At 64.3% G+C, this 14,057-nt stretch carries 12 protein-coding genes; 4 read left to right on the top strand and 8 right to left on the bottom strand.

Features of this window, described 5'->3' with window-relative positions; all coding sequences use genetic code 11:
* Positions 1 to 26 precede the first annotated feature (26 nt).
* From AAHK21_RS16290 to tkt, 7 genes are all read right to left on the bottom strand, one after another.
* Positions 27 to 2,144 carry a bifunctional diguanylate cyclase/phosphodiesterase gene (locus AAHK21_RS16290; RefSeq protein ID WP_046853949.1) on the bottom strand — a complete coding sequence of 706 codons (2,118 nt, stop codon included), beginning with the start codon at positions 2,142 to 2,144 and terminating at the stop codon, positions 27 to 29.
* A 237-nt stretch (positions 2,145 to 2,381) separates the two neighbouring features.
* Positions 2,382 to 3,446: a class II fructose-bisphosphate aldolase gene (gene fba, locus AAHK21_RS16285; protein WP_023631710.1), complete on the bottom strand. Its 1,065-nt coding sequence runs from the start codon at positions 3,444 to 3,446 to the stop codon at positions 2,382 to 2,384.
* Between the two features lie 100 nt (positions 3,447 to 3,546).
* Entirely contained in the window at positions 3,547 to 3,876 is a 330-nt protein-coding gene (locus tag AAHK21_RS16280) for an MliC family protein (protein ID WP_023631711.1), read from the bottom strand.
* Between the two features lie 160 nt (positions 3,877 to 4,036).
* On the bottom strand, positions 4,037 to 4,255 hold the full coding sequence (locus AAHK21_RS16275; protein ID WP_031315764.1) for a hypothetical protein: 219 nt from the start codon (positions 4,253 to 4,255) through the stop codon (positions 4,037 to 4,039).
* 32 nt (positions 4,256 to 4,287) lie between these two features.
* Positions 4,288 to 5,451, bottom strand: a complete 1,164-nt coding sequence (locus AAHK21_RS16270; RefSeq protein WP_046853948.1) for a phosphoglycerate kinase — start codon at positions 5,449 to 5,451, stop codon at positions 4,288 to 4,290.
* Between the two features lie 12 nt (positions 5,452 to 5,463).
* Positions 5,464 to 6,525, bottom strand: coding sequence for an erythrose-4-phosphate dehydrogenase (gene epd / locus AAHK21_RS16265; protein WP_046853947.1), 1,062 nt, complete (start codon positions 6,523 to 6,525; stop codon positions 5,464 to 5,466).
* 129 nt (positions 6,526 to 6,654) lie between these two features.
* Positions 6,655 to 8,652, bottom strand: coding sequence for a transketolase (tkt, locus tag AAHK21_RS16260; RefSeq protein ID WP_367857777.1), 1,998 nt, complete (start codon positions 8,650 to 8,652; stop codon positions 6,655 to 6,657).
* A gap of 228 nt (positions 8,653 to 8,880) precedes the next feature.
* Here tkt and AAHK21_RS16255 point away from each other — a divergent pair, with 228 nt between their 5' ends.
* From AAHK21_RS16255 to AAHK21_RS16240, 4 genes are all read left to right on the top strand, one after another.
* Positions 8,881 to 9,873, top strand: a complete 993-nt coding sequence (locus AAHK21_RS16255) for an ArsR/SmtB family transcription factor (protein WP_367857776.1) — start codon at positions 8,881 to 8,883, stop codon at positions 9,871 to 9,873.
* A 19-nt stretch (positions 9,874 to 9,892) separates the two neighbouring features.
* Positions 9,893 to 11,083: a methionine adenosyltransferase gene (gene metK / locus AAHK21_RS16250; RefSeq protein WP_367857775.1), complete on the top strand. Its 1,191-nt coding sequence runs from the start codon at positions 9,893 to 9,895 to the stop codon at positions 11,081 to 11,083.
* Between the two features lie 144 nt (positions 11,084 to 11,227).
* Entirely contained in the window at positions 11,228 to 12,928 is a 1,701-nt protein-coding gene (ligB, locus tag AAHK21_RS16245; protein ID WP_367857774.1) for an NAD-dependent DNA ligase LigB, read from the top strand.
* 117 nt (positions 12,929 to 13,045) lie between these two features.
* On the top strand, positions 13,046 to 13,438 hold the full coding sequence (locus tag AAHK21_RS16240; protein WP_023632841.1) for a DUF1090 domain-containing protein: 393 nt from the start codon (positions 13,046 to 13,048) through the stop codon (positions 13,436 to 13,438).
* Between the two features lie 53 nt (positions 13,439 to 13,491).
* Here the strand turns inward: AAHK21_RS16240 and AAHK21_RS16235 are convergent, their stop codons facing one another.
* The gene (locus AAHK21_RS16235) at positions 13,492 to 13,938 is read right to left on the bottom strand and encodes a cytochrome c (RefSeq protein ID WP_046853943.1); all 447 of its coding nucleotides are present in this window, start codon (positions 13,936 to 13,938) and stop codon (positions 13,492 to 13,494) included.
* Positions 13,939 to 14,057: the final 119 nt, after the last annotated feature.

Here is a 14,057-nt window from a genome sequence, read left to right as displayed (position 1 = left end):
AAACGAGAAGACGCGAGTTTAGCCAATCACGACGCCCATGGGAAAAACGCCGGGAAATCGCCAGCGGCGTCGGCAGTGAGCGGCCGGGCCACCAGGAACCCCTGCACGTAGGCGCAACCGGCGCCCTTGAGCCATTCGGCCTGGGCCCGGGTCTCGACGCCCTCGGCGATTACCGTGATGTCGTAGGCCGCGCACAGGTCGATGACGCTGCGCACCAAGGCGATATCCGCCGCCGAGTCCGGCAACCGCGCGACCAGGTGACGGTCGAGCTTGAGCGTGTCGATAGGCAGGTCGCGCAGCATGCGCAACGAGCAGTCGCCAGCGCCGAAGTCGTCCAGCGCCACGCGAATGCCCAGCTCTCGCAAGCGGTGCACCTGCTTCACCGCCGCGTCGATGTTGTACATCAGCGAGGTCTCGGCAACCTCCACCTCCAACTGGGCGGGTTGCAGTTGATGCTTGTCGATCACCTGGGCCAGTTCATCGACCAACCCGGGCATGGTGAACTGGGCGCGGCTCAGGCTGATGCCCAGCACCAGCTGCGAACCAAAGCGATCGCTCCAGGCATTGCGCTGCGCGGCGCCCTTGCGATAGATCCAGCTGGCCAGGCGGTTGATCAGGCGAGCTTCTTCCAGCAACGGGATGAACAGTCCGGGCGGCACGTCGCCGACGCTCGGGTGCTGCCAGCGCAACAACGCCTCGAAGCCTCGTAGTCGGCCATCGGCGAACGCCACCTGGGGTTGGTAGACCAGGCTGAAATCATTCTGCTCGATGGCCGTGCGCACGCTGTCCTCGAGCATCAGCCGTGAGCGGGCGCGGCCATTGAGTTCCTGGTCGTAGAAGCGGTACTGCTGGCGCCCAGCCTGCTTGGCCGCGTACATCGCCGCATCGGCCGCACGCAACAGGCCCTCCACGTTGGCGCCGCAGTCGGGGTAGGTGGCGATGCCGATGCTCACCCCCAGGTTGACCTCGAGCCCATCCACCTGCTGGAAGCTCGACATGCGCTCCAGCAGCTTTTCGGCATAGCGGCCGGCCTGTTCTGGGTACGGCAGACCGTCGAACAACGCGGTGAACTCGTCGCCACCCATACGCGCCAGCAGCGCCTCGCTGCCCAGGCACTCCTTGAGCTGGTCGGCCACCCAGCGCAGGACCTTGTCGCCGGCCTCATGGCCGAGCAGGTCGTTGATCCGCTTGAAACCGTCCAGGTCCATGTACATCAGGGCCTTGGCCTTGTCCGAGCGCTCGTTGCGCAGTAACGCGCTTTCGGCGGTCTGGTAGAAGCCACGGCGGTTGAGCAGCCCGGTCAGCGGGTCGGTCACCGCCTGGTACTCCAGTTGCTGGTGCAGGCTGCGCACCACCGACATGTCCAGCACCGTCACCACCATGGCCTTCTGTTCGGCGGGCAGCGGCGCGCAGGACAATGCCACCGGCACCAGCTGGCCACCGAGGGTGCGCAGCTGGGCATCGTGCACCCGGAAGATCTGCCGCCGCAGATAGGCCTGGTAGAAGTCCGACTCGTGCCACAGGTTGGCGCAGGGGAGCTGGATCAGGTCCAGCATGTGCGCGCCTTGCAGTTTGTCCACCGGCGCATCGAGCAGGCGCGAGATGGCCGGGTTGGCGAAGCCGATGCAACCCGTTTCGTCCACCACCAGGATGCCCTCGGCGGCATTTTCCAGGATCGAGGCGTTGAACGCCCGCGCCGACTCCAGTTCACGGGTCAGCCGTTGCAGCATGCGCCTGTTGCGCTGCTGCTCCAGCAGGGCCTGGACCTTGGGCTTGAGTATCTGCGGGTCGAACGGTTTGAACAGGTAGTCCACAGCGCCGCTGGCATAGCCTTTGAGCACGGCGGCGTCGGACTGCTCGTTGGCGGTCAGGAAAATGATCGGGGTCAAACGCGTGCGTTGGCTGCCGCGCATCAGGCGGGCAACCTCGAATCCGTCCATTTCGGGCATCTGCACGTCGAGCAGAACCAGGTCGACCTCGTGCTCGAGCAGGGTGCTCAGGGCTTCCATCCCCGAACTGGCGGTCAATACCTGCCAATCCTGGCGGGACAGCAAGGCCCGCATGCTGATGAGGTTCTCCGGATAGTCGTCTACGACCAACAGAACCGAACTGCTTTCCGGTGTTTGAGAATAAGCGCCATCCATGTTGCTTCTCTTGGTAAGTCCAACTGCGACCTGTTATTGGATCCGATTGTTACTCTAGTCTCGGCCTCCGAAGACGCAATGCAGGTGGATGGCTATAAGCCACTGGAGTTGATGTTAGCCGACTAACGGTATAAGTGCCGGACAGGCGACGCACGGCCCAGGCCTGAGCGTGCCGCAAAGGCTGCAGGCACAAAAAAGCCCGCATCGCTGCGGGCTCGTTCGTTGAACGGTGCCGGATCAGTTGATCTTGGCCGCCAGTTCACCTTTGGCATAGCGCTGGAACATGCCTTCCAGGGAAATCGGCTTGATCTTCGAGGCGTTGCCGGCGGTGCCGAAAGCTTCGTAGCGGGCGATGCACACGTCACGCATGGCCTTGACGGTTTCACCGAAGAACTTGCGCGGGTCGAACTCGCTCGGGTTCTGCGCCATCAGGCGGCGCATGGCGCCAGTGGAGGCCAGACGCAGGTCGGTGTCGATGTTGACCTTGCGGACACCGTACTTGATGCCTTCGACGATCTCTTCGACCGGCACGCCGTAGGTTTCCTTGATGTCGCCACCGTACTGGTTGATGATCGCCAGCCACTCTTGCGGCACCGAGGACGAACCGTGCATCACCAGGTGGGTGTTGGGGATGCGCTTGTGGATTTCCTTGATGCGGTCGATCGCCAGCACGTCACCGGTAGGCGGCTTGGTGAACTTGTAGGCGCCGTGGCTGGTGCCGATGGCGATGGCCAGGGCGTCCACCTGGGTCTTCTTGACGAAGTCGGCCGCTTCTTCAGGGTCGGTGAGCATCTGGCTGTGATCGAGCACGCCTTCGGCGCCGATGCCGTCTTCTTCACCGGCCATGCCGGTTTCCAGCGAACCCAGGCAGCCCAGCTCGCCTTCCACCGAAACACCACAGGCGTGCGCCATGGCGACGGTCTGCTGAGTGACACGGACGTTGTACTCGTAATCGGTCGGGGTCTTGCCGTCTTCACCGAGCGAGCCGTCCATCATCACCGAGCTGAAGCCCAGCTGGATGGAGCGCTGGCACACGTCAGGGCTGGTGCCGTGGTCCTGGTGCATGCACACCGGAATGTGCGGGAACTCTTCGATGGCAGCCAGGATCAGGTGACGCAGGAAGGGGGCGCCAGCATATTTGCGGGCACCGGCCGAAGCCTGGACGATCACCGGGGAGTCGGTCTTGTCGGCCGCTTCCATGATGGCGCGCATCTGCTCGAGGTTGTTGACGTTGAAAGCCGGAACGCCGTAGCCGAACTCGGCGGCGTGGTCCAGCATCTGGCGCATGCTAATGAGTGCCATTGTGTATCTCTCTCCCGACAAGCGTCGTTTGTTTCGTGCAAGCCTGCCGCAGGGGCGGTTGCTGTTCAAGTAGTGTGGGCCACCTGCGCGGCCCGGCCAGTCACGGTGCCTTGCAGCCCCGCCCAATCAGATCGTTGGTCGCCACCCAGTACACCAGGCCTTCTTCGCCTTTGGTGTGGAAGGCCAGCATGCCATCGCTGTACAGCGCGCCAGAGGCGCCCGGCTCGGCCTTGAGCCGGTAGACCTGGTCGCCGCCACCCAGGCGTACATCGACCGCGTCCTGTTGTGCATCGGCGAAGCGCCACAACACCTCGGCCTGGCTGTCGCAGACCCAGCGGGTCCAGTTGTCCGCCGGGGCGGGTTGGGCGGGTTGCAGTAACGAACAGCCTGCCAGGGTCGCCAGGGCCAATGCGGCCAGAAGCGCTTTCATTCAATCACTCCGTTCGGGGCTGCTCTGCAGCCCATCGCCGGCAAGCCGGCTCCCACAGGGTTCAGTGCGATTCCTGTGGGAGCCGGCTTGCCGGCGATGGGACGCACAGCGGCCCCATGTTCAAGACCACAAAACCCAGGCTTGGTTGCCTGGCGCCCGATCAAGGGCAGCCCGGTGCCTTGCGCTGGTGCTCGTCGTCGTACTTTTCCAGGCCGTCCGGGCCCAGGCGCTTGTTGATCACCGGTGCCGTCTCGGCCTGCCACTGGGACTGGTAGCAACCGCCCTTGGGCGGCTGCGCCGGGTCAGCCTCGCTGCCCGTGTTGCTGGAGCAGGCGCCCAGCAACACGGCCACGATCATCACAGGCAATTGCTTGACCATCAGGTCGCTCCCTTTGCCAGGCGCCTTCAAACTCAGGCCTTGGCCCGTTCTTCCAGGATTGCCACGGCAGGCAGGACCTTGCCCTCGACGAATTCGAGGAACGCGCCGCCACCGGTAGAAATGTAGGAGATATCGGCGCCAACGCCATACTTGTCGATGGCTGCCAGGGTGTCACCGCCACCGGCGATGGAGAATGCGGCGCTGTCGGCGATGGCCTTGGCCAGTACCTTGGTGCCGTTGCCGAACTGGTCGAATTCGAACACACCGACCGGGCCGTTCCACAGGATGGTCTGCGACGACTTCAGCAGTTCGGCGAAGTTGGCAGCGGTCTGTGGGCCGATGTCGAGGATCATGTCGTCAGCCGCCACGTCGGCGATCGCTTTAACGGTGGCTTCGGCGCTTTCAGCGAATTCCTTGGCAACCACGACGTCGACCGGCAGCGGCACATTGACCTTGGCGGCGATGGCCTTGGCGGTGTCGACCAGGTCAGCCTCGTACAGCGACTTGCCCACCGGGTGCCCGGCAGCGGCGAGGAAGGTGTTGGCGATACCGCCGCCGACGATCAGCAGGTCGCACACAGTGCTCAGGCTGTTCAGCACGTCCAGCTTGGTCGACACCTTGGAGCCGGCAACAATGGCCGCCATCGGCTTGGCCGGAGCCTTCAGGGCCTTGCCCAGGGCGTCCAGCTCGGCGGCCAGCAGCGGGCCAGCAGCGGCGACCTTGGCGAACTTGGCAACACCGTGTGTGGAGCCTTCGGCGCGGTGCGCGGTGCCGAATGCGTCCATGACGAACACGTCGCACAGGGCGGCGTACTTCTGCGCCAGCTCGTCGGCGTTCTTCTTCTCGCCCTTGTTGAAGCGCACGTTTTCGAACAGCACCAGGTCACCGGCCTTTACCGCGACGCCGTCGAGGTAGTCGGCGACCAGCGGCACGTCGCGGCCCAGGGCCTTGCCCAGGTAGTCGGCAACCGGCTTGAGGCTGTTCTCGGCGGAGAACTCGCCTTCGGTCGGGCGCCCCAGGTGCGAGCAGACCATTACCGCCGCGCCCTTCTCCAGGGCCAGCTTGATGGTCGGCAGCGCTGCCAGGATACGCGCATCGCTGGCGACCACGCCGTCTTTCACAGGGACGTTGAGGTCTTCGCGGATCAGTACGCGCTTACCTTGCAGGTCGAGGTCGGTCATCTTCAACACGGTCATGAATGCAGTCCTTCAGGGCTGTTTGCTGCGGGTTGGGTGGACGACGTGCAGATAGTGTTCGGCAACGTCGAGCATACGGTTGGCAAACCCCCATTCGTTGTCGAACCAGGCCAGCAGGTTCACCAGGCGAGGGCCTGAGACACGGGTCTGGCTGGCATCGACGATGGCCGAATGCGGGTCATGGTTGAAATCACAGCTGGCATGAGGCAGCTCGGTATAGGCCAGCAGGCCTTTGAGCGGGCCATCCAGGGCGGCCTCGCGCAACACCCGGTTGACCTCGGCCGCGCTGGTATCGCGGGCGGTCTGCAGGGTGATGTCCAGGCACGACACGTTGACGGTCGGCACGCGTACCGCTTTGGCCTGGATTCTCCCGGCAAGTTCCGGCAGCAGGCGCTCGATACCCCGCGCCAGACCAGTGGACACCGGGATCACCGACTGGAACGCCGAGCGCGTGCGGCGCAGGTCTTCATGGTGATAGGCGTCGATCACCGGCTGGTCGTTCATCGCCGAGTGGATGGTGGTGATCTGTACGTACTCGATGCCAAAGGCCTGGTCCAGCACCCGCAGCAGGGGCACGCCGCAGTTGGTGGTGCAGGACGCGTTCGATACCAGCAGCTCGTTGCCGGTCAGGCAACCCTGGTTGATGCCGTAGACCACCGTGGCATCGACGTCGGCCTCACTGGCCATCGGCTGCGAGAACAGCACCCGTGGCGCACCGGCATCGAGAAAGCGCTGGCCGTCGGCGCGGGTGTTGTAGGCGCCAGAGCATTCCAGCACCAGGTCGACATCCAGGGCGGCCCAGTCGATGCCTTCGGGGGTGGCGCTGCGCAGCACTTTCACGCAATCGCCATTGATATGCAGACAATCGCCGTCGACTTTCACCTCACCGGGGAAACGCCCGTGGGTGGAGTCGAAGCGCGTCAGGTACTCCAGGCTGGCCTGGTCGGCCAGGTCGTTCAGCGCGACGATCTCGAAACCGGCCTTCGCCCCCCGCTCGAACAGTGCGCGCAGGACACAGCGGCCGATGCGGCCGTAACCGTTGAGTGCAACTTTGTAGGGACGCGGGTGGGGCATTCGATACTCACGTGCAGGTGCGTTGAACGACCATCGCGGGGCAAGCCTGCTCCCACAAGGCACCGGGATGCCTTGTGGGAGCAGGCTTGCCCCGCGATCAGGCGGGAGGCACGGAGCCTCCCGGGTGCATCAGTCTTCCAGCAGCTCTTCGGCGGTGCCCAGGATATTGTCCAGGGTGAAGCCGAACTCCTCGAACAGCGCGGAGGCCGGTGCCGACTCGCCGTAGGTAGTCATGCCGATGACGCGACCTTCGAGGCCGACGTACTTGTACCAGAAGTCGGCATGGGCAGCCTCGATGGCGATACGCGCGCTGACCTCCAGTGGCAGGACCGACTGCTTGTAGGCAGCGTCCTGGACGTCGAACACGCTGGTGCTCGGCATCGACACGACACGGACCTTGCGGCCCTCGGCGCTCAGCTTGTCGAACGCCTGGACGGCCAGGCCCACTTCGGAACCGGTGGCGATCAGGATCAGCTCAGGCTCGCCGGCGCAGTCCTTGAGCACGTAACCGCCACGGGCGATATCGGCGATCTGCTGGGCGTCGCGGGTCTGGTGCTGCAGGTTCTGGCGCGAGAAGATCAGCGCCGACGGGCCGTCCTTGCGCTCCAGGGCGGCTTTCCAGGACACGGCGGATTCCACCGCATCAGCCGGACGCCAGGTGTCCAGGTTCGGCGTGCTGCGCAGGCTGGTCAGCTGCTCGATTGGCTGGTGGGTCGGGCCGTCTTCGCCCAGGCCGATGGAGTCGTGGGTGTAGACGTGGATCACACGCTGCTTCATCAGCGCCGACATGCGCACGGCGTTGCGGGCGTATTCCATGAACATCAGGAAGGTCGCGCCATAAGGCACCAGGCCGCCGTGCAGGGCGACGCCGTTCATGATCGCGGTCATGCCGAATTCGCGCACGCCGTAGAACACATAGTTGCCGCTGGCGTCATTGGCCTCGACACCCTTGCAACCTTTCCACAGGGTCAGGTTGGAGCCGGCCAGGTCCGCCGAGCCACCGAGGAACTCCGGCAGCAGAGGGCCGAAGGCGTTCAGGGTGTTCTGGCTGGCCTTGCGGCTGGCGATGGTTTCGCCCTTGGCGGCGACTTCGTTGATATAGGCCTGGGCCTTCTCGGAGAAGTCCGCCGGCAGGTCACCTGCGTCACGGCGCTTGAACTCGGCAGCCAGTTCCGGGTAAGCCTTGGCGTAGGCGTCGAAACGCTCGTTCCAGGCAGCTTCGGCTTTGGCGCCAGCGGCTTTGGCGTCCCACTCGGCATAGATGTCGGCCGGGATCTCGAACGGACCGTGGTTCCAGTTCAGTTCCTTGCGGGCCAGGGCGATTTCGTCGTTGCCCAGCGGTGCGCCGTGGCAGTCTTCCTTGCCCTGCTTGTTCGGCGAGCCGAAGCCGATGATGGTCTTGCAGCAGATCAGGGTCGGACGGTCGCTCTTGCGAGCGGTGTCGATGGCCATCTTGATCTCGTCGGCGTCGTGGCCGTTGACGTTGCGGATCACCTGCCAGTTGTAGGCTTCGAAGCGCGCCGGGGTGTTGTCGGTGAACCAGCCGTGCACTTCGCCGTCGATGGAAATGCCGTTGTCGTCGTAGAAGGCGATCAGTTTGTTCAGGCCCAGGGTGCCGGCCAGCGAGGCGACTTCATGGGAAATGCCTTCCATCATGCAGCCGTCGCCGAGGAACACGTAGGTGTTGTGGTCGACGATGTTGTGGCCTTCACGGTTGAACTGGGCGCCCAGCACCTTTTCCGCCAGGGCGAAGCCCACGGCGTTGGCCAGACCCTGGCCCAGGGGGCCGGTGGTGGTCTCGACGCCTGGGGTGTAGCCATACTCCGGGTGGCCCGGGGTGCGGCTGTGCAACTGACGGAAGGCCTTGAGGTCGTCGATGGTGACGTCGTAGCCGGTCAGGTGCAGCAGCGAATAGATGAGCATCGAGCCGTGACCGTTGGACAGCACGAAGCGGTCACGGTCGGCGAAGTTCGGGTTGCTCGGGTTGTGCTTCAGGTAGTCGCGCCAAAGCACTTCGGCGATATCCGCCATACCCATGGGGGCACCTGGGTGGCCGCTGTTGGCCTTTTGCACGGCATCCATGCTGAGGGCACGAATGGCGTTGGCACGTTCACGACGGCTGGGCATCGCTGAGTCTCCTGGGGCTTGAAAGGTGGTGAAGCGAAAAAAGGCGACCATTTTCGCCCACAGGGGGGGCCGGGGGCAATGACGTATGGTCGCAGTCGGGCTTTTTTCCTGTGTTTGGCCCGCTTTTCACGAGAAATGCGCCTGCGCAACCGCCATCCATCCAGCAATATCAAAACTTTTTGATATTGCTATTGCGACGACAGCATCCCCTGACTAGACTCCCGCCCCATGAACCTCAATGCGCCCATCACCCCGCAACGCAGCGACGAGCTGGCCGCCCTGTGCAAGGCCGGCGGCGACCCGCTGCGCCTGAACGTGCTGCGCGCATTGGCCAACGACTCGTTCGGCGTGCTGGAGCTGGCGCAGATCTTCGACATCGGCCAGTCGGGTATGAGCCACCACCTCAAGGTATTGGCCCAGGCCGACCTGGTGGCGACCCGCCGCGAGGGCAATGCGATCTTCTACCGCCGCGCCCTGCCCGACAGTCAGCGCCTGGGTGGCCGCCTGCATACGGCGCTGCTCGAGGAGGCCGACGACCTCGCGCTGCCCGTGGACGTACAGGCGCGTATCGCCCTGGTGCAACAGCGCCGCGCCGCGACCAGCCAGGACTTTTTCCAGCGCGTCGAAGAGAAGTTCCGCGCCCAGCAGGACCTGATCGCCGGCTTGCCGCAGTACCGCGAAAGCCTGCTGGCGCTGCTCGACAAGCTCAGCTTCAGCGCTGGCGCCAGCGCCCTGGAAGTGGGGCCTGGCGACGGCGGTTTCCTGCCCGACCTGGCTCGCCGCTTCGACCAGGTCACGGCCATGGACAACAGCCCGACCATGCTCGAGCTGGCCCGCCAGGTCTGCGAGCGCAATGAATTGAATAACGTAAACCTGCAGTTGGCCGATGCACTGGGTGCAACGGATGTGGAAGCCGACTGTGTTGTGCTGAACATGGTCCTGCACCATTTCAGCGACCCGGCCCAGGCCTTGCGCCTGCTGGCCAGACGGGTGAAGGCGGGCGGCAGCCTGCTGGTCACCGAGCTGTGCAGCCATGACCAGGGGTGGGCGCGCGAAGCCTGCGGCGACCTGTGGCTTGGCTTCGAGCAGGACGACCTGGCCCGTTGGGCCAACGCGGCAGGGCTGGCCCCCGGGGACAGCCTCTACGTGGGCTTGCGTAACGGTTTTCAGATCCAGGTCCGGCATTTCCAGCGGGCCACTGGCGACATACAACATCGGTAAATTTCAGGAACCCATCGAGATGAGCGAATACTCCCTTTTCACCTCCGAGTCCGTGTCCGAAGGGCATCCGGACAAGATCGCCGACCAGATCTCCGACGCGGTGCTGGACGCCATCATCGCCCAGGACAAGTATGCCCGCGTGGCCTGCGAGACCCTGGTCAAGACCGGTGTCGCCATCATCGCCGGTGAAGTCACCACTTCGGCCTGGGTCGATCTGGAAGACCTGGTGCGTAACGTGATCATCGACATCGGCTACAACAGCTCCGACGTCGGCTTCGACGGCGCCACTTGCGCCGTGATGAACATCATCGGCAAGCAGTCGGTGGACATCGCCCAGGGCGTCGACCGCTCCCGCCCGGAAGACCAGGGTGCCGGCGACCAGGGCCTGATGTTCGGCTACGCCAGCAACGAGACCGACGTGCTGATGCCGGCCCCGATCTGCTTCTCGCACCGCCTGGTCGAGCGCCAGGCCGAGGCGCGCAAGTCCAAGCTGCTGCCTTGGCTGCGCCCGGACGCCAAATCCCAGGTCACCTGCCGCTATGAAAACGGCAAGGTCGTCGGCATCGACGCGGTCGTGCTGTCGACCCAGCACAACCCCGAGGTCTCGCAAAAAGACCTGCAGGAAGCGGTGATGGAGCTGATCGTCAAGCACACCCTGCCTGCCGAGCTGCTGCACAAGGGTACCCAGTACCACATCAACCCGACCGGCAACTTCATCATCGGTGGCCCGGTGGGCGACTGCGGCCTGACCGGCCGCAAGATCATCGTCGACTCCTACGGCGGCATGGCTCGCCACGGTGGTGGCGCGTTCTCCGGCAAGGACCCGTCCAAGGTCGACCGTTCCGCCGCCTACGCCGGCCGCTACGTGGCCAAGAACATCGTCGCCGCCGGCCTGGCCGAGCGTTGCGAGATCCAGGTGTCCTACGCCATCGGCGTGGCCCAGCCGACCTCCATCTCGATCAACACCTTCGGCACCGGCAAGGTCTCGGACGAGAAGATCGTGCAACTGGTGCGCGAGTGCTTCGACCTGCGTCCGTACGCCATCACCACCATGCTCGACCTGCTGCACCCGATGTACCAGGAAACCGCTGCCTACGGCCACTTCGGCCGCGAGCCGCAGCAGAAGACCGTGGGTGATGACACCTTCACCACCTTCACCTGGGAGCGCACCGACCGCGCCGCCGCCCTGCGCGACGCCGCCGGCCTGTAAGTCTCCTACAGCAGTAAAAGAAAGCCCCTGCCGAGCAATCGGCAGGGGCTTTTTCGTGACATATCGCCTGACAATGCGGCACGTCGCACCGAGCAACTGACACCTAGGCTGAGGACTCCTTACCGCCTCGCAAGGATGCCAGCCATGCCGTTACTGCTGATATTCATGCTCCTGCCGACGCTCTTCGCCAGCGCACAGGCCGACCAGTGTCCGGACTGGAGCGTATCCCAGGCGAATGCCGAAATGGCCCGGCTGGACGAGACCCTGGCCCGCTGGGACGATCACTACCATCGTCAGGGCAAGTCATTGGTAGCCGACGAGCTCTATGACCAGAGCCGCCAGCGCCAATTGCTGCTACAGCGGTGCTTCAACCTGACAGATGCGGCGCCCGCCCCACTGGCAAGCGCACGCGGTCCGATTGCACACCCGATCGTCCACACCGGGGTCGACAAGCTGCCCGACGAACAGGCAATGCATCGCTGGCTGGCCGGCAAACGCGACGTCTGGATACAACCCAAGGTCGATGGCGTCGCGGTTTCCCTGATTTACCAGCAAGGTCGGCTGGTACGACTGCTCAGCCGCGGCGATGGCGTCCAGGGCCATGACTGGAGCCGGCATATTCCCTCGCTCGGCGCCATCACCCGACAGCTGCCGCAACCTCTGGACCTGGTACTGCAAGGGGAACTGTACAAACGCCTGGAGGGCCATGTGCAGGCCCAGGCAGGCAGCCTCAATGCTCGCGGCAACGTGGCCGGGCTGATGGCACGCAAGCAGCTGGACACCGAGCTCGGCGCGAGCATCGGCCTGTTCGTCTGGGACTGGCCAAACGGGCCGCAAACCCAGACGGAGCGTCTCGAGCGGTTGGCCGCCATGGGCTTTGCCGACAGCCAGCGCTACAGCGTCGCAATCGACAGCCCGGAGCAGGCCGCCGAGATGCGCCTGCACTGGTATCGCACCGCCCTGCCCTTCGCCACCGATGGCGTGATCCTGCGCCAGGACAGCCGCCCACCCGCCGAACGCTGGCAGGCCAAAGCCCCTTACTGGATTGCGGCCTGGAAATACCCCTTCTCCCAGGCACTGGCCGAGGTGCGCGAAGTGCGCTTTCGCATTGGACGCACTGGCAAGGTAACCCCCATCCTCCATCTGGCGCCTGTCGAGCTGGACGACCGTCAGGTTTCCCAGGTCAGCCTTGGCTCCCTGGCTCGCTGGCGGAAACTCGATATTCGCCCTGGCGACCAGGTGGCCATCAGCCTTGCCGGCCTCACTGTTCCGCAGTTTGACGACGTGGTACATCGCACGGTCGTGCGACAGCCCGTGGCCTCACCGGCTGCCGGCCAGTATGACGCCCACACTTGCTGGCGGGCTGGCGCTGGCTGCGAAGAGCAATTCATCGCCCGATTGAACTGGTTGAGCGGCAAGCAGGGGCTGGCCCTTCCAGGGATCGGGCCGGGCACCTGGCGCCGACTGGTGAATGCCGGCCTGGTGACCACCCTCGTGGACTGGCTGGAGCTCGATACCCAAGTCCTGGCGAAGGTGCCGGGTCTCGGCGATGCCAAGGCCCTACAGCTTCATGACAGTTTCAGCGCGGCTCGCTTGCGCCCCTTCCTCCAGTGGTTGACAGCGCTGGGCGCGCCCTTGCCTCAGGGGATGCCCCTGGAGGTCGACTGGTCGACACTCGCAACGCGATCGGCTGACGCATGGCAAGCCTTGCCGGGCGTCGGTGGCGCAAGATCGAAACAACTCGAGGTATTTTTTGCAACAGAAGATGTTCAAGCCCTTGCCGCGCAACTGGGCGGGTATCGTATCGCCGGTTTCCAGCACTCGAACGACACCGCCGAACAATGACGAGCGTAGGGTAACTCCGAGTTTGCCGTTTAAAGCCCTCCAAGGGTTCCTAAATCCGGCAAACCAAGGCAGGATTCCACCAACTTTTGCTGCTCCGCCCCGCTCAGGAGGCTTTTCATGACACGTTTCACCGCTCTTTTCCTGCTGGCAACCCTTGGCCTGGCGACCGGCGTCGCGCAAGCCGCCCAGCCGGATGCAGGCTTGACCGGCTGCGCCGCCAAACGCAGCGCCATCGAGAACCAGCTGAAGATTGCCCGTGACCATGGCAACAGTGACCAGGTTGCCGGGCTCGAAGAGGCGCTGCGTGGCGTGGACAACTGCACCGAAGCCGGCCTGCGCAAAGAGCGCGAGCAGAAAGTGCTCGATGCCCGCCACGAAGTGAACCAGCGCACCAAGGACCTGGACAAGGCCATGAAGAAAGGTGACGCGGAAAAGATCAACAAACGCAAGGACAAGCTGGCCGAGGCGAAGAAAGAACTGCAAGAAGCCGTGGACGAGCTCGAGCGCTGACCTAACAGCCTTTGATGTGGGAGCGAACCCGCTCCCACAACAGCTTCCACGGCTCAGTGATTACGAAACTCGCTATGACAGGCCTTGCACGCCGCCTCGACCTTGTCCATCGGTGCCTTCATCTGCGCTGCGTCCAGCGACGGGTTGCGGGTCACCGTCACCAGTTCGCCGGTAACGCCCTCCAGCTGCCGGGCCAGGTCCTGGAACCGCGCCTGACGCTCCCAGACATCCGCCCGGGCGCTGCTGTCACCCTCGTCGCGCACCTGCGGGAAGTGCTGCCACGGCTCATGTGCCAGGGTATCCAGCTTCACCGCGCCCTCGGCGAACTTCACGCCATCGAAGGGCAACCGCCCGCGCAGCATGCCACCCATGTCTTCACTGGTCTTGAGCATCTGCTTGAAGATCGCCTTGCGCTGGCCCAGTGGCGAATTGGGGTCGACGCCGTCACAGGCGGTCAGGGCAAGGGCGGCGAGCAGTACTACGGTCAATCGCTTGAACATCACGGTCTCTTTGGCCAGGCAAACGGGTGGCCAGTATCGCCGCCTGCCGGGCAAAGACCAATAGCCACACAGAAAACAAGGGCGAATGTTCATGTTTCGCCCAGCACAGGACCCTCCCG

The sequence above is a fragment of the Pseudomonas sp. TE50-2 genome (genome assembly GCF_040813665.1).
In the GTDB taxonomy this organism is placed as follows: Bacteria; Pseudomonadota; Gammaproteobacteria; order Pseudomonadales; family Pseudomonadaceae; genus Aquipseudomonas; species Aquipseudomonas soli.
The sequence above is the reverse complement of the archived record's forward strand: the minus strand, read 5'-3'. Positions and strand labels throughout refer to the sequence as shown.